At 65.2% G+C, this 23,164-nt stretch carries 27 protein-coding genes and 1 pseudogene; 26 read left to right on the top strand and 2 right to left on the bottom strand.

The window, feature by feature from the left end; all coding sequences use genetic code 11:
• Positions 1–125, bottom strand: a pseudogene (locus ASC48_RS19955) (IS3 family transposase); the annotation flags it as partial.
• On the opposite strand from ASC48_RS19955, the gene ASC48_RS10440 reads away from it, so the two are divergent.
• The 14 genes from ASC48_RS10440 (at position 125) to ASC48_RS10375 (ending at position 10,042) form a co-directional block, all read left to right on the top strand.
• Positions 125–1,288, top strand: coding sequence for a methyl-accepting chemotaxis protein (locus ASC48_RS10440; protein ID WP_208975648.1), 1,164 nt, complete (start codon positions 125–127; stop codon positions 1,286–1,288). The pseudogene ASC48_RS19955 and the gene ASC48_RS10440 overlap by 1 nt on opposite strands.
• A 351-nt stretch (positions 1,289–1,639) precedes the next feature.
• Complete coding sequence (locus tag ASC48_RS20100; RefSeq protein WP_055455686.1) at positions 1,640–2,203, top strand: hypothetical protein; 564 nt, start codon at positions 1,640–1,642, stop codon at positions 2,201–2,203.
• On the top strand, positions 2,184–3,428 hold the full coding sequence (locus ASC48_RS10430; RefSeq protein ID WP_055455709.1) for a DNA-packaging protein: 1,245 nt from the start codon (positions 2,184–2,186) through the stop codon (positions 3,426–3,428). The genes ASC48_RS20100 and ASC48_RS10430 overlap by 20 nt, the downstream gene beginning before the upstream one ends.
• Positions 3,429–3,515: 87 nt before the next feature.
• A complete protein-coding gene (locus tag ASC48_RS10425) occupies positions 3,516–4,709 on the top strand; it encodes a phage portal protein (protein ID WP_055455685.1) in 1,194 nt (397 codons plus the stop codon).
• Positions 4,706–4,900: a hypothetical protein gene (locus ASC48_RS10420; RefSeq protein WP_019962746.1), complete on the top strand. Its 195-nt coding sequence runs from the start codon at positions 4,706–4,708 to the stop codon at positions 4,898–4,900. The genes ASC48_RS10425 and ASC48_RS10420 overlap by 4 nt, the downstream gene beginning before the upstream one ends.
• Positions 4,901–5,235: 335 nt before the next feature.
• Positions 5,236–5,724, top strand: coding sequence for an HK97 family phage prohead protease (locus tag ASC48_RS10415; protein WP_055455684.1), 489 nt, complete (start codon positions 5,236–5,238; stop codon positions 5,722–5,724).
• An 11-nt stretch (positions 5,725–5,735) separates the two neighbouring features.
• Positions 5,736–7,022: a phage major capsid protein gene (locus tag ASC48_RS10410; protein ID WP_244270041.1), complete on the top strand. Its 1,287-nt coding sequence runs from the start codon at positions 5,736–5,738 to the stop codon at positions 7,020–7,022.
• A gap of 111 nt (positions 7,023–7,133) precedes the next feature.
• Positions 7,134–7,700: a head-tail connector protein gene (locus ASC48_RS10405; RefSeq protein WP_055455683.1), complete on the top strand. Its 567-nt coding sequence runs from the start codon at positions 7,134–7,136 to the stop codon at positions 7,698–7,700.
• On the top strand, positions 7,697–8,020 hold the full coding sequence (locus ASC48_RS10400) for a phage head closure protein (protein WP_050471122.1): 324 nt from the start codon (positions 7,697–7,699) through the stop codon (positions 8,018–8,020). The genes ASC48_RS10405 and ASC48_RS10400 overlap by 4 nt, the downstream gene beginning before the upstream one ends.
• On the top strand, positions 8,017–8,424 hold the full coding sequence (locus tag ASC48_RS10395) for a DUF3168 domain-containing protein (RefSeq protein WP_055455682.1): 408 nt from the start codon (positions 8,017–8,019) through the stop codon (positions 8,422–8,424). Before ASC48_RS10400 ends, ASC48_RS10395 begins: the two co-directional genes overlap by 4 nt.
• A gap of 31 nt (positions 8,425–8,455) precedes the next feature.
• Positions 8,456–8,869, top strand: a complete 414-nt coding sequence (locus ASC48_RS10390; protein ID WP_055455681.1) for a phage major tail protein, TP901-1 family — start codon at positions 8,456–8,458, stop codon at positions 8,867–8,869.
• 14 nt (positions 8,870–8,883) lie between these two features.
• On the top strand, positions 8,884–9,234 hold the full coding sequence (locus ASC48_RS10385; protein WP_055455680.1) for a gene transfer agent family protein: 351 nt from the start codon (positions 8,884–8,886) through the stop codon (positions 9,232–9,234).
• Complete coding sequence (locus ASC48_RS10380) at positions 9,231–9,479, top strand: phage tail assembly chaperone (RefSeq protein ID WP_055455679.1); 249 nt, start codon at positions 9,231–9,233, stop codon at positions 9,477–9,479. The genes ASC48_RS10385 and ASC48_RS10380 overlap by 4 nt, the downstream gene beginning before the upstream one ends.
• A gap of 50 nt (positions 9,480–9,529) precedes the next feature.
• Positions 9,530–10,042 (top strand): phage tail tape measure protein, encoded by a 513-nt coding sequence (locus ASC48_RS10375; RefSeq protein WP_425270019.1) that lies wholly within the window; start codon positions 9,530–9,532, stop codon positions 10,040–10,042.
• Between the two features lie 99 nt (positions 10,043–10,141).
• Here the strand turns inward: ASC48_RS10375 and ASC48_RS10370 are convergent, their stop codons facing one another.
• Positions 10,142–10,378 carry an HP1242/YdcH family protein gene (locus tag ASC48_RS10370; RefSeq protein ID WP_055455677.1) on the bottom strand — a complete coding sequence of 79 codons (237 nt, stop codon included), beginning with the start codon at positions 10,376–10,378 and terminating at the stop codon, positions 10,142–10,144.
• A gap of 94 nt (positions 10,379–10,472) precedes the next feature.
• Between ASC48_RS10370 and ASC48_RS10365 the strand changes: the two genes are divergently transcribed.
• The 12 genes from ASC48_RS10365 (at position 10,473) to ASC48_RS10310 (ending at position 23,113) form a co-directional block, all read left to right on the top strand.
• Positions 10,473–11,105 carry a DUF2460 domain-containing protein gene (locus ASC48_RS10365; RefSeq protein WP_055455676.1) on the top strand — a complete coding sequence of 211 codons (633 nt, stop codon included), beginning with the start codon at positions 10,473–10,475 and terminating at the stop codon, positions 11,103–11,105.
• A 55-nt stretch (positions 11,106–11,160) separates the two neighbouring features.
• Positions 11,161–12,054: a DUF2163 domain-containing protein gene (locus ASC48_RS10360; protein WP_055455675.1), complete on the top strand. Its 894-nt coding sequence runs from the start codon at positions 11,161–11,163 to the stop codon at positions 12,052–12,054.
• Positions 12,044–12,499, top strand: coding sequence for an NlpC/P60 family protein (locus tag ASC48_RS10355; protein WP_082440074.1), 456 nt, complete (start codon positions 12,044–12,046; stop codon positions 12,497–12,499). Before ASC48_RS10360 ends, ASC48_RS10355 begins: the two co-directional genes overlap by 11 nt.
• Positions 12,487–16,353 (top strand): baseplate multidomain protein megatron, encoded by a 3,867-nt coding sequence (locus ASC48_RS10350; RefSeq protein ID WP_055455673.1) that lies wholly within the window; start codon positions 12,487–12,489, stop codon positions 16,351–16,353. The genes ASC48_RS10355 and ASC48_RS10350 overlap by 13 nt, the downstream gene beginning before the upstream one ends.
• A complete protein-coding gene (locus tag ASC48_RS10345) occupies positions 16,346–17,071 on the top strand; it encodes a DUF2793 domain-containing protein (RefSeq protein ID WP_055455672.1) in 726 nt (241 codons plus the stop codon). Before ASC48_RS10350 ends, ASC48_RS10345 begins: the two co-directional genes overlap by 8 nt.
• A 45-nt stretch (positions 17,072–17,116) precedes the next feature.
• A complete protein-coding gene (locus tag ASC48_RS10340) occupies positions 17,117–18,001 on the top strand; it encodes a glycoside hydrolase family protein (RefSeq protein WP_072242586.1) in 885 nt (294 codons plus the stop codon).
• A gap of 24 nt (positions 18,002–18,025) precedes the next feature.
• Complete coding sequence (locus tag ASC48_RS10335; protein WP_050471135.1) at positions 18,026–18,226, top strand: hypothetical protein; 201 nt, start codon at positions 18,026–18,028, stop codon at positions 18,224–18,226.
• Between the two features lie 120 nt (positions 18,227–18,346).
• Complete coding sequence (locus ASC48_RS10330; RefSeq protein WP_055455670.1) at positions 18,347–18,604, top strand: PepSY domain-containing protein; 258 nt, start codon at positions 18,347–18,349, stop codon at positions 18,602–18,604.
• A 57-nt stretch (positions 18,605–18,661) separates the two neighbouring features.
• Positions 18,662–19,324, top strand: coding sequence for a response regulator transcription factor (locus ASC48_RS10325; protein WP_055455669.1), 663 nt, complete (start codon positions 18,662–18,664; stop codon positions 19,322–19,324).
• Positions 19,321–20,721 carry an ATP-binding protein gene (locus ASC48_RS10320; RefSeq protein WP_055455668.1) on the top strand — a complete coding sequence of 467 codons (1,401 nt, stop codon included), beginning with the start codon at positions 19,321–19,323 and terminating at the stop codon, positions 20,719–20,721. The genes ASC48_RS10325 and ASC48_RS10320 overlap by 4 nt, the downstream gene beginning before the upstream one ends.
• A gap of 303 nt (positions 20,722–21,024) precedes the next feature.
• Positions 21,025–21,480, top strand: a complete 456-nt coding sequence (locus tag ASC48_RS10315) for an RT0821/Lpp0805 family surface protein (RefSeq protein ID WP_055455707.1) — start codon at positions 21,025–21,027, stop codon at positions 21,478–21,480.
• A 274-nt stretch (positions 21,481–21,754) separates the two neighbouring features.
• Positions 21,755–23,113 (top strand): hypothetical protein, encoded by a 1,359-nt coding sequence (locus ASC48_RS10310; RefSeq protein WP_208975647.1) that lies wholly within the window; start codon positions 21,755–21,757, stop codon positions 23,111–23,113.
• The last annotated feature ends 51 nt before the right edge of the window (positions 23,114–23,164 follow it).

Below are 23,164 nucleotides of genomic sequence, written 5' to 3'. Positions count from 1 at the left end.
AACGTCAGCTCGGAAACGCCGATCTGGCGAACGGCATCCGCCATCGCCATGCCTTGGCCGCGCAAAACCTCAACCTGCCGAAGCTTCGTGACGATCTCGTCGGGCTTGTGTCGCTTGTTTGCCATTGTGGTCCTCCTTCAGGGTCAAAACCATACTTCAAGGTGGACCCGTTCAATGGGGGTGGATCACGGCGCTGGAGACAGGCAGCAAACTCTCGGCCATCAACCGCTCGAACGCCATCATTGAATTCGAGCCGGATGGCACGATCGTCGAGGCTAACGAGAACTTCCTGAAAACGGTCGGCTACCGCCTGGATGAGATCAAGGGGCGCCATCACAGCATGTTCATGCCTCCGGAAGAGGCCAAGAGTGCAGACTACCGGGCATTCTGGGAAAGTCTGAGCCAGGGAAAGTTCCGGGCCGGCGATTTCCATCGCCTTGGCAAGGGGGGCGTGGATATCTACATCGCCGCAAGTTACAATCCGGTCTTCGATGAGGCTGGGCATGTCGTGAAGGTCGTCAAGTTTGCCGTGGATCGGACTGAAGCTGTCCGCAGGCGGATGGAGCGCGAAGAAATCCAGCGGCAGATCGTGGCAGAACTGGCGAATATTGCCGGTGAGGTGGATATTGCCAATAGCCAGATCCGCGAGGTTTCGGCTGCGTCATCGAACACGTCCAGCAATGTTCAGACTGTTGCCGCGGCATCTGAGGAACTGGTGGCTTCGATTGCCGAAATCAGCCGTCAGGTGAACCAGGCGAGCGAAATTTCTGCGCAGGCGGCAGAAGAGGCGGCCCAGTCCCGCCAGATCATGGAAGGGCTGAATGCCAACTCGCAGAAAATCGGCGAGGTTCTGGAACTGATTGAAGCGATTGCCGGTCAGACCAACCTTCTGGCGCTCAACGCCACCATTGAGGCTGCGCGTGCCGGTGAGGCAGGCAAGGGCTTTGCGGTGGTGGCTTCGGAAGTGAAGAACCTCGCGTCCCAAACCAGCAAGGCGACGGAGGACATTGCGGCGCAGATTGCCTCGGTGCAAAGCTCTGCAGACCGTGCCGGCAACGCAATTGGCTCCATTCTGGCGACGATCGAGAGTATCCGGAATATCTCGTCTACGATTGCCGCTGCTGTGGAGCAGCAGACATCGGTGACACGGGATATTTCGCACAACATGCAGGCGGCCTCGACAGGCGTGCAGTCGATCACATCCAGTATGGATGATATCAGAAACTCCTCGCAACGCATTGCGCAGGCGACGTCTGAAGTACGGGAAATGTCGCGCAGGATTGCCTGAGGCTCAGAGATTTGAAACCGGCCCCTGACCTGGGCCGGTTTTTTCTTGCAATGGAATAGGAAAATAATCCTTGACACCCGCACGCTGTTTGGGTAGGGTTTTGTCATGATCCGAAAAGTGCAGCTGCGGCGCGCATCTGGGTTCAGTGGCAGTTTAGGCTGACGTGGACCGGTGAGGGATAGAATTCGGATGAAGATTTTGGCGGGCGCCAGCGAGGGCTGGGTGGCCCGCTTTTTGTTTGAGCTGGAAAGAGCCCGGGCAGGCTGCGGCCTGCACCGGCTTATGAGACTGGTGCAGGCGGTTTGCCTGTGAGCGCTGCACGCGCGTTTTGAACACTCCGGAGACGGCGGGATGACTGGGGATGCAACGGCGGACGGGCCGGGCAGGGATGGGACACGTGTGCTTGCAGCGCGCAAGGCTACGCGCAGCTGCAAGGCGGCAGCTTCTCCACCCGAGGCAGGTGGAGAAGGGCTGAAAGCCGAGGCAGTGGCCAAGGCGCCGGTGCGGCGCAAGCGGACGGCGAAGGGCGCGGCAGAGGCTGTGGCGCTTTCGCTGGATGCGGCGGCTTTTGCGGCAGCGGGGCCTGAGGCGCGGGGCGTGATGGTGGTCCGGCTCTACCGGGCCTTCGAGGCGCAGGTGGCGCAGCTGGAAGAGCGGCTGGCGGGACTGGCCAAGGGCGAGCTGAAGCTGACCGAGATGGATCAGGGCGCCAAGACACTGGCGAGCCTGGCCCGGACGCTCGACACGCTGCTGGAATTGCACAGGGACCAGAGCGGGGAGGCGGATGAAACAGGCGATCCCGAACAGATGCGCGAGGAACTTGCGCGCCGCCTTGGCAGCCTGCCGGACGGCGGGGCGGATCGGCACGGTGCTGGACAGCCTGACCCCGGCGGAGATGGCGTTTCTGCTGCATGACTGGCCGACCTTCGCCCATGAGCACCAGCTGCCGCCCGAAGGGGACTGGGGCATCTGGCTGATGATGGGCGGACGCGGGGCGGGCAAGACGCGGGCGGGGGCCGAATGGGTGCGGGCGATGGCGCTGGGCCACCGCTGGTGCGCGCCGTACGGACCTGCCGGCCGGATCGCCCTGGTGGGGGAAACCTATGGCGATGTGCGGGAGGTGATGATCGAGGGGGTCTCGGGCCTGCTCGCCATTCACCCCAAGACAGAGCGGCCGCAGTGGAATGCCAGCCGCAGGCGGCTGGAGTGGCCGAACGGCTCCATTGCACAGGCCTTTTCCTCGGAAGACCCGGAGGCCCTGCGCGGGCCGCAATTTGACATCGCCTGGGCCGATGAACTGGCCAAGTGGCGCCACGGCGAGGAGACTTTCGACATGCTGCAATTCGGACTGAGACTGGGGCTGCGGCCCCGGCAGCTGGTGACGACGACACCGCGTGCGGTGCCGCTGCTGAAGCGCATCATGGAGATGCCGGCAACGGTGCTGAGCCGGGCGGGGACGCGGGACAATGCGCTGTTTCTGGCGCCGGGATTTCTGGAGCAGGTGGTGGCCCGTTATGCGGGCACGCGTCTGGGGCGGCAGGAGCTGGACGGCGAGCTGATCGAGGACCGGCCCGGTGCGCTGTGGCGGCGGGACCTGCTGGAGGCCTGCCGGGTGAGCCGGGCGCCGGAGAGTTTCGCCCGCATCGTCATTGCCATTGATCCGCCTGCGAGTGCGACCAAGCGGTCGGACGCCTGCGGGCTGGTGGCAGCAGGCATCACAGATGCCGGGCAGGCCTATGTGCTGGGGGATCATAGCATGGCACAGGCGCACCCTTCCGACTGGGCGGCGAAGGCGGTGGCCTTGTGGCATCACCATCAGGCGGACTGCCTTGTGGCGGAGGTGAACCAGGGCGGTGACATGGTGCGGGAGGTGATCCATGCGGCGGACCCCACTGTACCGGTAAAGTCTGTCCGCGCGAGCCGGGGCAAGTTTGCACGGGCCGAGCCGGTGGCGCTTTTCTACGAGCAGGGGCGGGTGCACCACGTTGGCACCATGCCGGAGCTGGAAGACGAGATGGCCGACTTCGGGCCTTCGGGTCTTTCCAGCGGGCATTCGCCGGACCGGATGGATGCGCTGGTTTGGGCGCTGACGGAGCTGCTAATGGGCGGGCGGGCAGAGCCGCGCCTGCGCCAGCTTTAACCCTCCGCACGAATTCTCCTGCACTGAATCACAGTCTCAAGACGCTGACTCATCACGTGAAGACGGCGCAAAAAGGAGTCTGAAATCATGAACTTGCGATGGCTTCTGGACTCTTTTCGCAAGGCGCCTGCGGTTGAAGAGAAAGCTTCAAGAACGGCGCCGGTGATCGCCTGGCAGACGGCGGGGAGGCCCGTCTGGAGCCCGCGTGACTATGGCGCCCTGTCCCGCGAAGGTTATTGCCGGAACCCGGTGGTCTACCGGGTGATCCGCATGGTGAGCGAGGCAGCGGCGAGCGTGCCGCTGCTGCTGTTCGAGGGGGAAGAGGAGCTGGTGCGCCATCCGCTGCTCGCGCTGCTGGGGCAGCCCAATCCGGGACAGAGCGGACCGGATTTCCTCGAGCAGGTCTATGGTCATCTGCTGACGGCGGGCAATGCCTATGTGGAGCAGGTGCCGCTGGACGGCAGCCCCCGCGAGCTGCATGCGCTGCGCCCGGACCGGGTGAAGGTGGTGCCGGGAGCTGACGGCTGGCCGGCGGCCTTCGACTACAGCAGCGGCGCAAGGACGGTGCGGTTGTCTGGCGAAAGCGGGGGGGCGGGAGAGCCGGCGCAGGTGCGGCAGTTGAAGCTGTTTCATCCGCTTTCCGATCACTATGGCTTTGCGCCCATCGAGGCGGCGCAGGTGAGCCTCGACATCCACAATGCGGCGTCGGGCTGGAACAAGGCGCTGCTGGACAATGCGGCGCGGCCCTCCGGCGCGCTGGTCTATGGGGCGGGGGAGGGAGTGAACCTCTCGGCGGACCAGTTTGAGCGGCTGAAGGCGGAGCTGGAGGCGGGCTATCAGGGTGCGCGCAATGCGGGGCGCCCGCTGTTGCTGGAAGGCGGGCTGGACTGGCGGCCCATGGGACTGACGCCAAAGGACATGGACTTCATCGAGGCCAAGCGCGAGGCGGCGCGGGAGATCGCGCTGGCCTTCGGCGTGCCGCCGATGCTGATCGGCATTCCGGGCGACAATACCTTCGCCAACTATCAGGAAGCCAACCGGGCCTTCTGGCGGCAGAGCGTGCTGCCGATGGTGCGCAGAACCGCACTGAGCCTTTCAGCCTGGCTGGGGCCTGCCTTCGGCGAGGGGTTGAAGCTGGAGCCGGATATGGATGCCATTGATGCCTTGTCCACCGAGCGCGAAGCGCTGTGGCGGCGGGTGGGGGAAGCGGACTTTCTGAGCCGGGACGAGAAGCGGCAGGCGGTCGGATACGGCACGGAAGGCGGCGAGGCCGGGGCATGAGCGGGGTGACGCAGGCCGTCATCGAACGGGGCGACCTGGCGCATCTGGCGCTGTTCCTTTGGGCGGCTTCCGCCTCGGCGCTGGCCGTTGCACTGCTGAAGGAACTGGCGGCCTGCAACCGGCGTTTCGGCGACTTCGTTGATGAGATCGACCGCTTGAATCAGATCTTCAACGACCGTGATGCGGGTTGAAGGGATGCAGGCAGAGCGTTGGAATGACTCATGGAACGGGCTTCATTCTGACCCTGGGTGAAATTGGCCGGTACGGTATTCCGGACTCAGGATGTGAAGCATCTGACGTGCGTCAGAAAAGCCTCGTCCGGAATCAAACCGGACAAAAGAGGGAAGAACCTCATGACATTGCTGGGATTTTTGCGAGGGCGGGCACCGGATGCCCGCCGCGAGGGCTCAAGCTTGCCCAAACACACGGGTAACCGCTGCCACCACCGCTTTGTTTTTGCGGCCTTTGTCTGCCGTCTGGCGCAGCTGGCCGGAGCTGGTGAGCGGACCGGTGACGGGAGGGCCTCATGAAGGCTCGCCTCAAGCGCCTGGCGGCTGCTTCTGCCGGTGAGCCCGCCTTGCGGATCGCGGGCTATGCCAGCCTGTTCAACCTGAGTGATGGCGGCGGCGACGTGGTGGCCAAGGGGGCGTTCCGGACGGCGCTGGGCCGCCGGGGCGCCTCCGGCGTCCGCATGCTCTGGCAGCATGACCCGTCGCGCCCCATCGGCATCTGGGACCGGATCGAGGAGGACCAGCTGGGCCTTTATGTGGCCGGGCGGCTGCTGACCGGGCTGGAGCTTGGGCGGGAGGCGGCGCTGCTGATCACGGCGGGGGCTCTGGATGGCCTCTCCATCGGGTTCCGGGCGATCAAGGCTCAGAAAATGGCAGGCGGCGCGCTGCGGCGGCTGGCTGAGATCGATCTCTGGGAAGTGTCGCTGGTGACCTTTCCGCTGCTGGATGCGGCGCGGCTGAAGCCCGTGCCGTCTCTGTCCTCTTCTGCAACTGGAGACGCATGATGGATTGCGAGATGAACGGCATGACAGTGGATCACGGCCTTGAGACCAAGAGCCTGCCGCCCTATGAGACCAAGGCGGGCGCTGCTCCGTCCGTTTCCGGCGAGCATCCGCTGAACGAGATGTATGCGGCCTTCGCGGCCTACCGTGAGGCCAACGAGGAGCGGCTTTCGGATATCGAGCGGCGCGGTTCGGCCGATGTGCTGACGCTGGAGAGGCTGGACCGGCTGGATACGGCGCTGGATGCCACCCGCCGCCGCCTTGACGAGCTGTCGCTGAAGAGCCGCCGCCCTGAGCTGAGCCACAAGAGCTTTGAAGGCAGCACACAGGTGCTGGAGCACAAGGCCGCCTTCGAGGGCTACATGCGCTCCGGCCGCGAGGAGGGGCTCCGGCCGCTGGAGGTGAAGGCCATGTCCATCGGCTCGGATCCTGATGGCGGCTATCTGGTGCCGGAAGAGACGGAAGCGGGCATCCTGAGCCGCCTTGCGGCTGTCTCGCCGATCCGTGCCATTGCGGGCAACCGGCAGGTGTCGTCGAGTGTGTTCAAGAAGCCATTCGCCATCTCCGGCCCGCAGACCGGCTGGGTGGGCGAGACCGCAGCACGGCCGCAGACGGCCGCTCCGGCGCTGGCTGAGCTGACCTTCCCGGCGATGGAGCTCTATGCCATGCCGGCGGCCACTGCCTCGCTGCTGGAGGATGCGGCGGTGAATGTGGATGAGTGGCTTGCCGAGGAGGTGGAAACCGCCTTTGCCGAGCAGGAGGGCGCGGCCTTCGTCAATGGCGACGGGGTGAACAAGCCGGTTGGCTTCCTGTCGGTGCCGCGCCTTGCGGACAGTGCCTGGGCCTGGGGCTCGCTTGGGACGCTCAACACCGGTGTCAATGCCGCTTTTGCCGCCACCAGCCCGGCGGACAAGCTGATCGACCTCGTCTATGCGCTGAAGAGCGGCTACCGGCAGAACGGGCGCTTCGTCATGAACCGGCGCACGCAGGCGGCGGTGCGCAAGATGAAGGATGCTGACGGCAACTACCTGTGGCAGCCGCCGGTAAGTTCCGATGCGCCGGCGACCCTGCTGAACTTCCCGGTCAGCGAGGCGAAGGCGATGCCGGATATTGCCACGGGAGCTGCGGCAATTGCCTTCGGTGATTTCCGCCGCGGCTATCTGGTGGTGGACCGCACGGGCGTGCGCATCCTGCGTGATCCCTACTCGGCCAAGCCCTATGTGCTCTTCTACACGACCAAGCGCGTCGGTGGTGGCGTGCAGGACTTCGCGGCCATCAAGCTGCTGGTGTTCTCCGCCTGAGGACAGGCTGAGCCGATGAGATGAGGATGGGCCGTCCCGGCAGACCGGGGCGGCCTTTTTTCTGCCCGTCTTTTTCTGGCCGCGCGGGTGGCGTGATTTTCCGAGGACAAGATGACCCATATGGTGACGAGCCCGCCAGCGGTGGAGCCGGTGAGCGTGGCTGAACTGCGGGCGCAGGTGCGCCTTGTTCACACGCAGGAAGATGCCCTGCTGGAGCATTACATCAAGGCGGCGCGCCAGCATGTGGAGGGCCTGACGCGGCGGGCGCTGATCACACAGACGCTTCAGGTGGTGCTGGATGCCTGGCCTGCAGGGCGGGTGGTGCGCCTGCCGGTGGGGCCGGTGCAGGACGTGCTGGCGGTGAGCCTGATGGACGGGGACGGGGTGCTGCAGCCGCTGCCGTCCGGTGCCTGGCGGTTCTACCGCGGTTCCGAGCCGGGAAGCCTCAGGGCGGCGCCGGGAATGGGGCCGGTTGAGCCGGTGAACGGGATCCAGATCGAGTTCATTGCCGGATACGGGGCTGATGGTTCGTCGGTGCCGGAGCCTTTGCGGCAGGCAATCCTGCTGCTGGCGGCGCATTGGTACGAGAACCGGGAGGCCTCCGTCGAATTCGGCAACGGCACCATGCCGCAGGCGCTGGACCGGCTGCTTTCCACCTATCGTCTGGTGCTGCTGTGAGCGGGGCAGGGGATCTGCGCCGTCTGGTGCGGCTGTGGAAGCCGGAGCGGACGGCGGATGCCGGGGGCGCGGCGCAGACAAGCTTTGAGGACATGGGCGCCGATCATGCGGCGGTGCGGCTGCGCAGCCAGGCAGAGCGGGCGAGTGATGCCCGGGCCGATGGCGTGGCAACGCATGAAATCCGCCTGCGGCACCGCGAAGACATTGCAGGCGGGTGGCGCATCGCTGACGGGGCGAAGAGCTACCGCGTGCTGGCGGCGGCGGACCCGGACGGGCGGCGGCGCTGGACCCAGTGCCTGTGCGAGGAGGAAGAGGCATGACCGGCGAAATGGCGCTGCGCGACGCGCTGATTGCCAGGCTTTCAACTGACGCAGACCTGACGCTGCTTCTCGGCGCGGGGCACGTGCATGACGGGGCGCCGCGCAGTGCGGCGCATCCCTATCTGACGCTGGAGAGCATCACGTCCCGGCCTTTGGCCGGTGAGCCGGACGAGGGCATGGAGCATCAGGTGGTGCTGGCGCTCTACTCCCGCGCGGACAGCCGCGATGAGGCGGTGAAGGGCGTGATGGCTGCGGCTGCGGCGCTCTTCGGTTCCAGCCTCAGTCTGAACGGCTGGCATCTGGCTGACCTGCGGGCCGTCGAGACTGCCAGCGAACGGCTGAGGGACGGGCGGAGCTGGCGGGCGGCATTGCGCCTGCGCGCCGTGACCGGCCCGGAAGACTGACTGCAACACATCAAACGGCAAGGAGCGCGCAATGGCGGCGCAGCGTGGACGTGACCTTTTGCTGAAGCTCGGCACGGGCAGCGGCAATTCCTTTGTGACACTGGCGGGGCTTCGGGCCCGCAGGATCGCGCTCAATGCGGCGGCGGTGGACATCACCAATGCGGACAGCGCCGGGCGCTGGCGGGAATTGCTGGCCGGGGCTGGCACCCGCAGCGCCAGCATCTCGGGCTCTGGCCTTTTCCGTGATGCCAGTGCGGACGAGACGGCGCGGGCGCTGTTCTTCAGTGGCGAGATACGGGCCTTTCAGGTGGTGATCCCGGATTTCGGCACGCTTCAGGGGCCGTTCCAGATTTCGGCGCTGGAATATGCCGGACAGCACGACGGAGAGGTGACCTATGAAATCGCTCTCGAGTCGGCGGGCGAACTGGCCTTTACGGCCCTTTGAGGGGAACGGCGGTGATGACGAACCGGCTGAGAGGCGAAATCAGCGCCATGCTGGACGGGCGGGAATGGACGCTGGTGCTGACGCTGGGCGCGCTGGCGGAACTGGAGGCGGCCTTTGCCTGCGAGGATCTGCAGGGGCTGGTGGAGCGCTTTGCCAGCGGGCGGCTGGCGGCGCGGGACATCATCCGCGTCCTTGGTGCGGGGCTGCGCGGGGCGGGCAACAGCGTTTCCGACGAGCAGGTGGCGATGATGCGGGCGCCCGGCGGCGTTGCCGGTTTCGCGGCGATTGCGGCAGATCTGCTGCGGATCACCTTTGGCAGTGACGATGAGATGGCGGAGGCAGCAGGGGCCCCCACGCACCCTTGAGGGGCGGCGCGGGGCAGAAGGCTGCGGCGGGCGGGGCCGGGGCGTTTCCATGGGAGGCGGTGCTTCATGCCGCCATGGGGCGCCTCGGCTGGAGTCCGGCCGGAACCTGGGCCGCGACGCCGCGTGAACTGGCCTTCGCGCTGGGCCTCCGGCGGGGAGCGGGCGCTCTCAACCGCCGTGGGCTGGAGGCGCTGATACAGCGTTTTCCGGATGAAGGAGGAACTGGATGGCAGACGACAGCCTGATTGGTGCGGGGAGCGCGGACCTCGACCGCATGGCCCAGTAGATGCAGGACATGCAGAGGACAGCGGGCGACTTCTCCCGCGTGCTGAATGCCGGACTTCGAACGGCGGTGGTTAGCGGAAAGTCACTCGACAGCGTGATGAAGTCGATGGTTCTGAGCCTGTCGTCGCGGACGCTTTCCAGCGCGCTGGCACCGCTGACAAACCTGGCGGGAAGTGCAGTGAGCAGCCTGCTGGGTTCGGCAGCCTCAAGCGTTGCAAGTGGTGTGTCCGGGCTGTTCAGCTCCGGTGTATCGTTGTTCGCAGATGGGGGCGTGGTGTCCTCACCGACCTTTTTCGGTCATGGCAGCGGGCTTGGCCTGATGGGAGAGGCAGGGGCAGAGGCCATTTTGCCCTTGCAGCGCGGCGTGGACGGGCGGCTGGGGGTGGCTGGACCTGGCGGCAATGGCGGGGGAACGGTGGTCGTCAACGTGACCACGCCGGATGCGCCCAGTTTCCGCAGGTCGGAAGCGCAAGTGTCGGCAATGGTGGCCCGCGCCGTCGGACGGGGACGGCGCGGGCTCTAACACCGGCTTGAAGAGGAGGGGCTCAATGGCCGGTGTTCCCGGGAAACATTGGCCGGTCAGGTGAGATACCGGACCGGCCGATGCTTGCATCTGTAAACTTCAGGCAGCCAGCATGGCTGCAATCTGGTCCTTCAGGTGAAGGCGTTTCTTCTTGAGGTCTTCCGTAGCTTCATCAGAGGCAGGAGCAATGCCGCTCTCGATCCTGTGAAGCTCCCTGTTCACTTCATGATAATCGTCGGCCAGTTTCGCAAAGTGGGCGTTGGACAGCTTCAACGCGTGAAGCGCCCCGGCCGCCTCCGGAAATTCCTCATGAAGTTCGTGGGCAACGTGGCTCATTCAGGTCCTCCTTATGTGTGCTGACCATGGCCGGGCGACCCGGAACCGTCTTTGAGCAAGATCAAAAAACCGCAAGAACACGGGGGAGCATGCCGTGGCTGGATTTCTGGATGAGAGTTTTCCATTGCCGGTGACCTTTGGTGCCAGAGGCGGGCCGGAACGCCGGACCGAGGTGGTACAGCTGGCGAGCGGTCAGGAAGCGCGAAACGCCAGATGGGCGGACAGCCGCAGGCGCTATGATGCGGGCTCCGGCGTGCGGTCTTTGATGGACCTGCGGGCGGTCGCCGGGCTTTTCGAGCGGGCAAGGGGGCGGCTCTACGGGTTCCGGTTCCGAGATCCCTTTGACAACAGTTCTGCCTTGGCCGGGGGGGCGCCCGGGGCAGGAGATTGTCTGCTGGGACAGGGGGATGGATCGCGGACCCGGTTTGCGCTGGTGAAGACCTACGGGACAGGCAATCTTTCCTATACGCGCAGTATCACGCTGCCGGTTGCCGGAAGCCTGCAGGTCAGCGTGGAAGGTGTGGCGCTGGCTCCGGCGGCGTTCAGTTTTGATGCCGGGACGGGCGAGGTGGTGCTGACCGCCGCGCCTGCAAACGGGGCGAGGGTGCGGGCGGGGTTCCTGTTCGATGTGCCGGTGCGGTTTGACACCGATACGCTGGATTTCAGCCTGACCCACTTTGAGGCAGGCGAGGCGCCGGCCATTCCGCTGGTGGAAATCCGGCTCTAGGAATTTTGCCGCGAGCTGCGGAAAGCGCCGGTACTGCGAAGCAGGAAAATCATCCATGAAAACAATCGACGAGGCACTGGCCGCCCATCTGGCGGGCCGGATCACGACGCTTTGCGCCTGCTGGCTGGTGACGCGCAGTGATGGGGTGACGCTTGGCTTCACCGACCACGACCGGGCGCTGACCGTGCAGGGCGTGATGTGCCACCCGGCCAACGGGCTGGAGCGCAGCGCGGTGACGGAAGGGCCGGGATTGGCCGTTGGTGGCGGCGAGGTGAGCGGCAGCCTGACGAGCGAGGGCCTGAGCGACGCCGAACTGGAGGCGGGGCTGTGGGATGGGGCCGAGGTGCGGGCCTATCTCGTCAACTGGGCTGATCCCTCGCAGGTGCTCCTGGAGCGGCGGGCGACGATCGGCGAGGTGACACGGGCGGGGCTTGTGTTCCGGGCCGAACTGCGCGGCCTTTCGCAGGCGCTGGAGGCGCGGCGGGGGCGGGTGTTCTCCGGCCAGTGTGACGCGGATCTGGGGGATACGCGCTGCGGCGTGGATCTGGCCTCGGCCACCTTTCGGGGAACAGGAACGGTGCTCCTTTCGCATGACGCACGGCGGCTGCGGGTGTCAGGACTTCATTCCTACGCCGTCGGCTGGTTCGACGGCGGGCGGCTGGTGGTGACGAATGGTGCGCTGGCGGGCTTTGCCTGCGAGGTGGCCCGGCACGGCCGGACGGATGAGGGCGCGGAGCTGGTGCTGTGGCTGGCGGCGCCGCAGGTGCTGGCGCCGGGGACCGGCATCACGGTGACGGCGGGCTGTGACAAGCGTTTTGCCACCTGTCAGGCGAAATTCGCCAATGCGCTGAACTTTCAGGGCTTTCCGCATATGCCGGGGACGGATTTCGTCCTGTCCTACCCGAACCGCAATTCAGGCCAGAACAATGGAGGGGCGATTGTCTCCTGACGGGATTTCACGGGCGGTGTTGCTGGCCGAAGCGCGCAGTTGGATCGGCACACCCTACCGGCATCAGGCCTCGCTGAAGGGCGTGGGGTGCGACTGTCTTGGACTTGTCCGGGGGCTGTGGCGCCAGTTTGTGGGGCCGGAGCCTGTGCCTGTGCCGGCCTATTCGCCGCAGTGGGCGGAAGCGGGCAGTGCGGGCGAGAGCTTGCTGAAGGCGGCCGGGACCTGGCTTGTGCCGGCGTCAGGGACTGGCGCGCCGGGCGATGTGGTGCTGTTCCGCTGGCGCAACGGAGCGCCAGTGAAACACGCGGGTCTCCTGAGTGAAACGGGCGGCCTGATCCACGCCTATGAGCGGGCAGGCGTGATCGAAAGCCCGCTGGTGCCTGCGTGGTCGCGGCGCATTTCGCATGTGTTTTCCTTTCCCGGAGTTCTGCCATGGCAACCCTGATCCTTGCAGCGGCCGGTCAGGCCCTTGGCAACATGGCTGGAATTGGAGCCATCGGTGGCATTCTGGGGCGCGCGGCGGGCGCTGTGGCCGGGAGTCTGATCGACAATTCCCTGTTCGGCAGCAGCCGGACGGTGGAGTCCGGCCGGCTGGCCGACCTTTCAGTCCAGTCCTCTGTTGAGGGGGCCTCCCTGCCATTGATCTATGGCCGGGTGCGGCTGGCGGGGCAGGTGATCTGGGCGACACGTTTCGAGGAGGAAGTTAGCGAGGAGACCTCCGGCGGAAAGGCGGGCGGCGGATCACGCACGACGGTCCGCAGCTACAGCTATTACGGCAATTTGGCCGTGGCCCTGTGCGAAGGGCCGGTGGCGCGGATCGGGCGCGTGTGGGCCGATGGCAAGCTGCTGGATCTCACCGGCATCAATCACCGCATCTATACGGGCACGCGGACGCAAGGGCCGGATCCCTTGATCACAGCCGTGCAGGGTGTGGCCCCGGCCTATCGCGGAACGGCCTATGTGGTGTTCGAGCGGCTGCCGCTGGAGAGCTTCGGCAACCGTCTGCCGCAGCTTTCCTTCGAGGTGGTGCGGGTGGTGGAGCGGCTGGAGCCGATGGTGAAGGCTGTGACGCTGATCCCCGGTGCGGGCGAGTTTGTCTATGCTCCCACCAAGGTCACGGACGAGCCCTCCACCGGCACGACGGTGGTGGTTAACCGGCATACATCCATCGCCGCCAGCGACTGGCACGCGGCACTGGATGAGTTGCAGGTCCTGTGTCCGGCGCTGGAGAGCGTGGCACTCGTGGTGGCCTGGTTCGGCGATGACCTTAGAGCCGGACAGTGCTCCATCCGGCCGAAGGTGGAGACAGCGAGCCGCAACACCTCCGGTATGACCTGGCAGGTGGGCCCGGTGACACGAGCGGGTGCGCAGCTTGTTTCGCAGATTGACGGGCGGCCAGCCTTTGGCGGAACGCCTTGTGATGCCAGCGTGATTGCAGCCATCCGCGATCTGAAGGCCCGGGGGCTGAGGGTGGTGCTCTATCCCTTCATCCTCATGGATATCCCGGCTGGCAACAGCCTGCCTGCGCCTGAGGGCGGCGCGTCGCAGCCGGTCTATCCCTGGCGCGGACGGATCGTGCCCTCGGGGAGTGTTGCGGCAGATGTTGCGGCCTTCATGGGAAGCGCGATGCCCGCCCATTTCAGTGTGAGCGGCGAGGCGATCGGGTTCAGCGGCAATGCGGAGGACTGGGGCTACCGGCGTTTCATCCTGCATCTGGCGCATCTGGCGGAAGCGGCGGGCGGTGTTGATGCCTTTCTGACCGGCTCGGAAATGCGCGGGCTGACCAGGGCAAGCGCTGGCGGCGGCATCTATCCCTTCGTGACGGCACTGAGAGCGCTGACCGCAGAGGTGCGCGGCGTGCTGAGGGCCGGGACGAAGATTTCCTATGCGGCGGACTGGTCCGAATATGGCGCGCATCAGCCACATGAGGGCGAAGTCCGGTTTCCGCTGGATTCGCTGTGGGCTGACCCTGCGGTGGATTTCGTCGGCATCGACAATTACCTGCCGCTGACGGACCTGAAGGGTGCAGACGATGAGGCACCCTACGATCTTGAAGCCTTGCGGGCCGGAGTGGCGGGCGGGGAGTATTTCGACTGGTATTACCGCTCGGCTGCGGAGCGGCGGGCCGGACAGCGCACGCCGATCACCGATGGGGCCTATGGCAAGCCGTTCGTCTACCGGGCCAAGGATATCCGGGGCTGGTGGGAAAACCCGCATGTGGAGCGGGTGGGCGGGGTGGAGCTTGGTGCGGTGACGGCCTGGGTGCCCATGTCCAAGCCCATCTGGTTCACCGAGTTGGGCATTCCGGCGATTGACCGGGGGGCGAACCAGCCGAATGTGTTCGTCGATCCGAAATCGTCGGAATCCACCCCGCCGCATTTTTCCAGTGGAACGCGTGACGACGCCATGCAGCGGATGGGGCTGGAGGCGGTGCTGAGCTACTGGGGCGGCAGTCATCCGGAGCTGGCGCGCGGGGACAATCCAGTCTCACCCGTCTATGGCGGGCGGATGGTGGATGAGGCCAATCTGCATCTTTGGACCTATGATGCGCGGCCCTTTCCGGCCTTTCCGGTCTATGGCGACGTCTGGTCGGACGGGGGCAACTGGGAGGTCGGGCACTGGCTTAACGGGCGGCTTGGCTCGGTGAGTATTGCCGGATTGATACGGCAGATGCTGGAGGATTTCGGCATCGATGGTCAGGCTTGCGACGTGCTGGGGCCTGCGGCGGTTATCGAGGGGATGACGCTGGCGGGGCCGGTTTCCTTGCGAGATGCCATCGAACCGCTGCTGGAGGCCTTTGGCGGGCAGGCGCTGGATCTGGGGGACCGGCTGCGCTTTGCCATTGCCGGGACGGGCAGGGTGCATGCACTGGATGGGCACCTGCTGGCAGAAGAGGCGGAAGACCAGCCGCTGCTGAGCCGGGTGCGGGCGCAGAATGCCGAGCTGGCGAGCGAGATCCGGCTTTCAGGCGAGGACCCGCAGCAGGATTTCCGCCGGCAGGTGGTGGCCAGCCGCCGCCTGGAAGGAGGAAGCCGGACGGTGAGTTCGCAGGATCTGGCCGTGACCGCCAATCCGGTGGTGCTGATGCAGGCGGCGGATGCGCGCTTGCAGCGGGTCTGGGCGGAGCGCGAACGGGTGGAGTTTTCCCTGCCGCCCACAGAGGCCAGATTTCAGGTGGGCGATCTGGTGGAGATTGCGGAAACGCCGGATCAGGTGTTCTCGCCTGCGCTGCGTCTGCGGATCGAGCGGATCGAGACTGCGCAGACGCGGAAGATCGAGGCGGTGCGCAGCGCGCCGGTTCTGGCGGTGTCCCGCACGCCGCAGAGCCGGGCGGCTGTCTGGCAGGATACGGAAGCGGGGCCGCCGCATGTGGTGATGATGGACCTGCCGCTGCTGCAGGACGCGGATGGTGCCTTCTCTCCCGTGGTTGCGGCTTTTGCGCGGCCCTGGCCGGGGGAACTGGCGGTGCTGCGCAGCCGGACGGGCGACAGTTTCGAGGAAGTGGCGCGGCTGGAGCGGCCGGCCACGACGGGCACGCTGAGGGCGGATCTGCCGCCGGGGCCGGTGTGGCGGTGGGATGAGGCCTCCGTCTGCGAGGTGGAGATCCATGGCGGGTTGATGCAGAGCCGCAGTGCGGAAGCTGTGCTTTCCGGTGCCAATGCGCTGGCTGTTCTGAGCCGGACGGGTGGATATGAGCTGCTGCAATTCCGCAATGCGCAGCTGATGGGTACGCGGCGGTACCGCCTGACCGGGCTGCTGCGCGGGCAGAAGGGCAGCGAGGCAGAGGCGGCGGCTGGAGCTGAAGCCGGTGCGGTCATCGTTCTGCTGGATGGCACCCAAGGGGTGCTGCCGCTGGAGGCGGATCTGCTGGGGCGTTCGCTGACCTATCGAATCCTGCCCGCCGGTGCGGCTTTGGACACGGCAGCCCGGAGGGATGTGGACTTTGCGGCGAGCGGCCGGGCGGCCTTGCCGCTGGCGCCGGTGCATCTGAGGGCATCACGGGAGAGCGGAGGCATCCGCCTGTCGTGGATCCGGCGGACCCGAAAGGGCGGCGACAGCTGGGACCTTGCCGAGGTGCCGCTGGGCGAGACGGCGGAAGTCTACCGTGTGGACATTCTGTCCGCCCCGGGCGGAAGCGTTCTGCGGTCGCTGACCAGCACGGCCACCAGTCTGGTTTATCCAGCAGCGGATGAAGTTGCCGATTTCGGCGGGCCGGTGGCGAGCCTTGCGGTGCGGGTCTGCCAGATTTCGCCCGAAGCAGGGCCGGGCGCATTCCTGAAAGAGGTGTTGAATGTCTGAGACAGCAAGGCTGGGCCTGCCGCTGATTGCGGCAGCGCAGGCGCAGAAACACGTAACCCACAACGAGGCGCTGGCGCGGCTGGATGCGCTGGCGCATCTGCGGCTGATCGAGGAGCGGCAGGCGCCGCCTGCCTCTGCCGGAGAGGGCGATACCTTTCTGGTCGCCTCGGGTGCCTGGGGGGATTTCACCGGACACGAGGGCAAGGCGGCGCATTACAGTGGCGGTGCGTGGGTGTTTTATCCGGGCTTTGAGGGGCTGCGGGCGTTTCTTGCGTCCGAGGGCAGGCTGCTGGTTTTTTCCGGCGGGGGCTGGCGGGACTATGCCGCACTGCTCGGCCCGCAGATGGTGCTGGCACGCAGCGGCGGCGGAGCGACGGCGGGTCTCTCCGTGCTGGAGGCGACGCTCTCAGGGATGAGCGGCGCTCATGTGGAGGCGCCGGACCTGATCCCGGACCGGGCGGTGGTCTTTGCCGTCTCCTGCCGGACACTCACAACAGTCACAGGTGCAGCGTCCTACGACTGCGGACTTTCTTCCGAAAGATCGAAGTTTGGCGGAGCTCTGGGCATCAGCGCCGGAGCGCAGAATGCGGGGGTGATTGGCCCTACCGCCTTCTATGCGCCCACCAGCGTGCGCCTGTCGGCCAATGGCGGGAACTTCACCGGCGGTGCCGTCCGCGTGGCCGTGCAGTGCCTGATCGCGGGAGTGCCTGCAGCGTGAAGGCGCAAGGCCACGAGTTCAAGTGTTGTCGAGGGAGTGATGATCATGAATGTCAGTCCTGAAGGGCTTGCCTTTATTGCCCGGCACGAGGGCTTTTCCTCGCGTGCCTACATGGATCCGGCTGGGGTGCCGACGATCGGCTACGGCTTCACCCTGGCCTCCCGGCTGTTCCGTGACTGGTGGGCGAAGCGGGGCCGCAAGGACCTCAAGGCCGGAGACATGATCGACCGCGCTGATGCCAATACCGTGCTGAAGACGCTGGCGGATCATGAATATGGCGCTGCGGTGCTGCGCCGCTTCGGCAAGCTGCCGCAGAACCAGTTCGATGCGGTTGTTTCGGCTGTCTACAATCTCGGGGAACAGTGCCTCTCCTGGCGCTGGGCGGCGGCGCTGGCGGCCGGAAACGTGGCCGAGGCCGCGCGGCTGCTGGCCATGACCGGCATCCGGGCCGGAGGGCGGATACTTCCGGGACTGGTCCGGCGCAGGTCCGAAGAAGCCCAGCTTCTTCAGGGCGGCGATTATGGCTTCAACGGGCATGACTCCTTGCCAGAGCCGGACCCTGAGGTGATGCGGGGCCAGCAGATGCTGGCACGGCTTGGCTTCAAGCCCGGCCCTGCCGACGGGATCGAAGGGCCGCTTACGCGGGCGTCCGTGCTGGCGTTCCAGATCGAGCACCCGCCGCTGAAGCTCGACGGCAGGCTGGGCCCGGCAACCCTCTCCGAACTGGAGCGTGCCGTCGGAAAGCAGAGAGGTGTGGCCGGAACACTCATCTGCGGTGCGACTGGCGCGGGCGTTTCCGTTTCGAATGGCGACGCCTGGGCGGAAGTCCTTGGCTGGGGGCTGGCGCTGGCTGGCCTTGCCTTCGTGACCTATCTGGTGTGGGCAAACCGGGGCCGTATCCGGCTGCTTGCCCGCCAGCTCATTTCCTGAAACCTGATGCGGAAGGACTGGCACATGAATGGTTGGAAGACACTTGCCTTCAATGGTGCGGTTGGTATCGCCAGTCTGGGTGGCGGAGTGCTGGACCAGCTGGAGGTGATCGACTGGAGCAAAATTTTACCGGGCGGCTGGGGGCCGTTTGCCGTCATGGCGATCGGCCTCATCAACATCCTCCTGCGGCATGTGACGACGGAGCCTGCGGCCTGGCGCAAGTAAGCGGGGCCTGAAAGGATGCCCGGGGCTGACGGCAGACTGTCAGCCCCGTTCATTTGCCATTCAGGCAGAGGCAGTTACAAAAGGGATACTTCCGGCCCGAACCGAAGCAGGAACAGTCCCGTGACCAGATCTTTTGCCGCCGCCCTTCTCTTTCTTCTTGCCGGACTTGTTCCGGCCGCCGCCAATTGCCTGTCGCAGGGCGAGGCACAGCAGGCCGTGGCAAGCGGGCAGGCGCAGCCGCTGGGTGCTGTCGCAGGCTCCGTGGGCGGCGAAATCGTCAAAGCGCAGCTGTGTATCGAGGGCGGGCGCTATGTCTACCGTCTCTCCGTGCTGGCCAACGGACAGGTGACGACAGTCGTTGTCGACGCCAGCCGGTAGGCACAGGGCGAAGACTCGCCTAAATGTGACGATAGACAGATCCATCCGGGAAGACAGATGCGCCTCCTCATTGTTGAAGATGACAGGGACCTGAACCGCCAGCTTGCCGAGGCGCTGACCGAAGCGGGCTATGTCGTGGACCGTGCCTATGATGGCGAGGAGGGGCACTATCTCGGTGATACGGAGCCCTATGACGCAGTGGTGCTGGATCTGGGTCTTCCAGTCCTCGATGGTCTCTCGGTACTGGAGAAATGGCGCCGCAACAAACGCACCATGCCTGTGCTGATTCTGACCGCCCGTGACCGCTGGTCTGACAAGGTGGCTGGCATTGATGCGGGCGCAGATGATTACGTGGCCAAGCCATTCCATATGGAAGAGGTTCTGGCGCGGGTGCGGGCGCTGGTGCGCCGCGCCGCCGGCCTTGCCTCCAATGAAATCGAATGCGGTGACCTGCGCGCCGATTTGCGCACCAGCCGGGTAACGGTGGGCGGCAATCCGGTGAAACTGACGTCGCTGGAATACCGCCTTCTGGCCTACCTGCTGCACCACAAGGGCAAGGTGATCTCCCGAACTGAGCTGGTGGAGCATCTCTACGATCAGGATTTTGACCGGGATTCCAATACGATCGAAGTTTTTGTCGGACGCCTGCGCAAGAAGCTGGGCGGTGACTATATCGAAACCATCCGTGGGCTTGGCTACCGGATGGGAGAACCAGTGTGAGCGGGCCGGATCAGGCTTCGCGGAGTGAGGCGGCAAGGCCGCCGCGGCGCAGGTCCCTGGCAGCACGGCTGGTGCTCGCTGCCTCGCTCTGGTCGACGGCAGCGCTTGTGATCGCGGGCGGCATTCTGGTTGGCCTTTACCGCGAGGCGGTGGAACGCGGCTTTGACAGCCAGCTCGAAGTCTACCAGAAGAGCATCATCGGCGCGATGGCTCCTGCCGCTGCCGGAGAGCCGCTGAACCGGCCGGACAATCTGGGAGAACCGCGCTTCTCCCTGCCGCTTTCGGGCTGGTACTGGACGGTGACGGATCTGGGAGGAGGCGAGCGGGTGTTCGCCTCGCCTTCGCTGCTCGGAGATCCGTTGAACCTTCCCGCGCTGGGCGAGGGGGAGCGCAGCGGCAGCGCTGCCATGACGGGCCCCGGCAACGACGAATTGCGGGTGACGCAGCGGATCATCTCTTTCGACGGCAAAAGCTATCTCATTGCTGTGGCCGGGCGCACTGCGGGGCTGCGGCAGGATGTGAGAGCCTTTGCCGGGCAGGTGGCGCTGACGCTGTTCGTATTTAGCCTCGGGCTGGTGGCTGCGGTGTTTCTTCAGGTCCGCTATGGACTTATGCCGCTGAAGCGCCTGCAGGCATCGCTGGCGGCGGTCCGTCAGGGCGACGCCGAACGGGTGGAGGAGGATCTGCCCTCGGAACTCGCGCCGCTTGCCGTGGAGCTGAATGCGCTGATTGCCTCGAACCGGGAAGTGGTGGAGCGCGCCCGCACGCATGTGGGCAATCTGGCCCATGCCCTGAAGACGCCGCTGAGCGTGATTTCCAATGAAGCCAGAGCACAGGGCGGGCCATTTGCGGAAAAGATGGCCGAACAGGCCGGCATCATGCGTACGCAGGTTGACCATCATCTTGAGCGGGCGCGGATGGCTGCCCAGCGGCGGGTGATTGGCGTCGCAACTCCGGCTGAACCGGTTCTGACGAAGCTGGCCCGCGTGATGGAACGCATCCATGATGCCAAGGGGCTGGATATCTCCGCCGATTGCGCCGAGGGGATGCGCTTCCGGGGCGAGCAGCAGGACCTTGAGGAAATGGCCGGGAACCTGTTGGACAATGCCTGTAAGTGGGCAAGGTACGAGGTGCGGCTGACATCGCGGCTGACAGACACCGGAGCCCCGGGCCGTCAATTTATCGAAATCATCGTCGAGGATGACGGGCCCGGCCTGACGGAGGAGCAGCGCAAGGAAGCCGTGAAACGCGGCAAGCGGCTGGACGAAAGCGTGCCCGGCACGGGGCTCGGGCTGTCGATCGTTGCAGATCTTGCCGGGCTTTACGGCGGCAGTTTCGAGCTGTCGTCTTCGGAACTTGGCGGACTGAAAGCACGCCTGCTGCTGCCTGCGGTCTGATGCCAGGTCTTTCGGTGCTGACGCACCACACCGTGACACAGCCCATGCGCAGCACGGGTTTGTAGGAGGGACCCTGTAAGGTTGGGTAATGCAGCTTTACTGGACGTCCGCCACCTTGTGACCTACATCACTAAGAGTGCGCTGCAACATCCCTAATGTTTCATCAAGATGGCGTGATTCGGCCATAAATTTGGGAAATTTTAAGGATAACGGGCGCAATATGGGAACCTTGTTACCATTCTTGCGTTGTCGCGTTTGAGAACGCGCGAACCGGTCCTTGGCGGCCGGTTGATGGAGTGCGAGATGCGGTTGAGCAAAATTGGGTTGATTGTGCTCTTGTCCGCAGGCCTGTCGGCTTGCGGCTCGCTCGGCAGTGACAGCAGCACCGGCGGTGCGGATCTGTGGGGATCGGCATTCGGGCGCTCCGAGAAATCGATTGCTGAGGCAGAAGCCAATGCAGCTATCAACAAGCTGCTGGAAGGCACCCCGGGCCTCGTGCTTGAATCGAGTGACCGGCGCGTGGCAGCAGAAGCGCAGAAGCAGGCGCTGGCTACGCCGGGCGCTGGTGGTGCCGTGCGCTGGGATAACCCCCGCACCGGACGTCAGGGTGAAGTGCGTCCCGGCCCCAAATATCAGGTCAACAACACCGAGTGCCGGGAGTTTACCCATCAGGTGACGTCCAAGGACAATCCTGTGCCTGTGGTGGCCCGCGCAACGGCCTGCACCGACGAAAAGGGGCTGTGGCGTCCGATCGGTTGAGCCGCATCGAATCTTTGTATATCCCGTTCCGACTTGCGGCCCGCCGGTTCCCGGCGGGTTTTCTGTTTTTGTAAGCAACGCCGTGATCTGGAGGACGTGCAGGATTTTAACGTTCAGATCAACCAATCGGAAAGGAACACTTAAGCCCTGAAGTGCTAGGCTTCCCGCCAGTCATATCCGGTTGATCAAAGTTCTGCGTATCATGACCGATCAGGATCTTCTGAAAAGGAAGATACAGTCCTATCTCGGAGAGCTCTCTCCGGGCGCTGTCTCCATGCTGGCCAGAAGCCTGGAGAGGACACATGCACTTGGACAGAACGAGCCACATGCAGAGCTTATTCTGGCTGCCGCGCTGGCTCTGTTGTCTGGGCAGACCTCCGGCGAAGAGCCTGAGAATGCAATTCCAACCCGGCGGCATGCCGGCCGCGACGGGCGCCAGAAGCTGGAGCGGAGCTTTTTCGCGCCGCTCGATGCCTTTGCCATAAATGAACAGCTTCCCCACAAGCAGGAAGGCCGGATTTACCGGCCTTATCTGAGTGAATTCTGGAGCTGGATGGAGCGTGATGTCCTGGCGGACGAGATTTCCCGGGCGGTCGAGTTTCTGGAAAAGCGTCCGGATGATGACGAGCGGGTTCACCGTGTGGCTGCGGTTTTGCGCAAGAAGGCGGGAGAGGCGTTGACGGGCATTCTGGAGGCCTGTGCCGCATCTGAACGCGAGCAGCGCCGGCTGAAGATGATGCTGGGCGGTGAACGTGCGCTGCAGGATCTTGCCGATGTGGCCAAGGTGTTCAAGGCGGAGCCCTGGCTGAGAGCGTTCCTCCGGCGCATTCCAGACACGCTGAGCGAGCGGGCGTTGAAACAGGATGGGGATATCCTTGATCTGGTTTCCGCCTATGCGGCGCGTCATCCCGAAGATGTGCCGGTGATCGCGGCAGCTATGCTGGACCGGACGGAGGCACCCTGGTCGCTGGGCCCCTTTGCGGAGAGGCTGGCGAAGGTGCGCGGCGCCAGGTGGCTGACGAAGACCCGGTTTGCGCCCTTTGTCTCGATTGTGATCTCGGAGGTGGAGCGGCTGCATCTGCTGGCCCATGAGCACCGCAAGAACAACCCCGACCCCGTTGGTTTTGCTGCCGCGCTATCCGCCTATGTCTGTGTGGTCAAAGGGGTGGAACTGGACATGGATCTGACGGGCGCCGACCAGTGGCGCAGCCGGATCGCCGAAACCCGCCGGAGCATTTCGGGTGCTGTTGCTGATGAGCTTTCCGGGGCTGCGGGCGCTGTCCGCCGCGCCTTGCTGGTGCCCAAGGCCGGAGAGCCTGGTGAGAATCGGCCGGATGAGGCGGCCCTTGATGCGGCCGTTCGCGCGCTCCGTGTGCTGGACCTGAGCCGCAGCGCTGCCGAGGTCCTGGCCGTGAACGAAGCTGGAAAGCGGGCACGCCAGTCGGTCGAGCAGACGCTGGAGATTATCTCGCGCTCCCTGATTTCCGATCTGGGAAAGGCGAAAGGAGCCCAGAAAGAGGCTGTTGCTTCTGCCACCGAGGCAGCCATTCTGCTGAGTGAAATCTGTTTCGGGCAGGAATATGCCGCTCATCTGAGGCGAAGCCGGCAAAGCGCGATGGCCGCAGCAGCCTGAGGGCGCCGGTCTTTCCGTGTTTCCAGATCCGTGTTTTCACCGCGACCCAAG

The organism is Pannonibacter indicus (genome assembly GCF_001418225.1).
Lineage (GTDB): Bacteria > Pseudomonadota > Alphaproteobacteria > Rhizobiales > Stappiaceae > Pannonibacter > Pannonibacter indicus.
Note: the sequence above shows the minus strand (reverse complement) of the source record. Positions and strands in the feature narration are given on the sequence as shown.

Excerpts from the sequence above, each read along its gene's own strand:
- ASC48_RS10325 (WP_055455669.1), top strand. The coding sequence starts at position 18,662 with ATGCGCCTCCTCATTGTTGAAGATGACAGGGACCTGAACCGCCAGCTT.
- ASC48_RS10340 (WP_072242586.1), top strand. The coding sequence starts at position 17,117 with ATGAATGTCAGTCCTGAAGGGCTTGCCTTTATTGCCCGGCACGAGGGC.
- ASC48_RS10410 (WP_244270041.1), top strand. The coding sequence starts at position 5,736 with ATGAACGGCATGACAGTGGATCACGGCCTTGAGACCAAGAGCCTGCCG.
- ASC48_RS10390 (WP_055455681.1), top strand. The coding sequence starts at position 8,456 with ATGGCGGCGCAGCGTGGACGTGACCTTTTGCTGAAGCTCGGCACGGGC.
- ASC48_RS10395 (WP_055455682.1), top strand. The coding sequence starts at position 8,017 with ATGACCGGCGAAATGGCGCTGCGCGACGCGCTGATTGCCAGGCTTTCA.
- ASC48_RS10345 (WP_055455672.1), top strand. The coding sequence starts at position 16,346 with ATGTCTGAGACAGCAAGGCTGGGCCTGCCGCTGATTGCGGCAGCGCAG.
- ASC48_RS10350 (WP_055455673.1), top strand. The coding sequence starts at position 12,487 with ATGGCAACCCTGATCCTTGCAGCGGCCGGTCAGGCCCTTGGCAACATG.
- ASC48_RS10375 (WP_425270019.1), top strand. The coding sequence starts at position 9,530 with ATGCAGAGGACAGCGGGCGACTTCTCCCGCGTGCTGAATGCCGGACTT.
- ASC48_RS10385 (WP_055455680.1), top strand. The coding sequence starts at position 8,884 with ATGACGAACCGGCTGAGAGGCGAAATCAGCGCCATGCTGGACGGGCGG.
- ASC48_RS10315 (WP_055455707.1), top strand. The coding sequence starts at position 21,025 with ATGCGGTTGAGCAAAATTGGGTTGATTGTGCTCTTGTCCGCAGGCCTG.
- ASC48_RS10370 (WP_055455677.1), bottom strand. The coding sequence starts at position 10,378 with ATGAGCCACGTTGCCCACGAACTTCATGAGGAATTTCCGGAGGCGGCC.
- ASC48_RS10405 (WP_055455683.1), top strand. The coding sequence starts at position 7,134 with ATGACCCATATGGTGACGAGCCCGCCAGCGGTGGAGCCGGTGAGCGTG.
- ASC48_RS20100 (WP_055455686.1), top strand. The coding sequence starts at position 1,640 with ATGACTGGGGATGCAACGGCGGACGGGCCGGGCAGGGATGGGACACGT.
- ASC48_RS10415 (WP_055455684.1), top strand. The coding sequence starts at position 5,236 with ATGAAGGCTCGCCTCAAGCGCCTGGCGGCTGCTTCTGCCGGTGAGCCC.
- ASC48_RS10425 (WP_055455685.1), top strand. The coding sequence starts at position 3,516 with ATGAACTTGCGATGGCTTCTGGACTCTTTTCGCAAGGCGCCTGCGGTT.
- ASC48_RS10420 (WP_019962746.1), top strand. The coding sequence starts at position 4,706 with ATGAGCGGGGTGACGCAGGCCGTCATCGAACGGGGCGACCTGGCGCAT.
- ASC48_RS10360 (WP_055455675.1), top strand. The coding sequence starts at position 11,161 with ATGAAAACAATCGACGAGGCACTGGCCGCCCATCTGGCGGGCCGGATC.
- ASC48_RS10335 (WP_050471135.1), top strand. The coding sequence starts at position 18,026 with ATGAATGGTTGGAAGACACTTGCCTTCAATGGTGCGGTTGGTATCGCC.
- ASC48_RS10430 (WP_055455709.1), top strand. The coding sequence starts at position 2,184 with ATGGCGTTTCTGCTGCATGACTGGCCGACCTTCGCCCATGAGCACCAG.
- ASC48_RS10310 (WP_208975647.1), top strand. The coding sequence starts at position 21,755 with ATGCTGGCCAGAAGCCTGGAGAGGACACATGCACTTGGACAGAACGAG.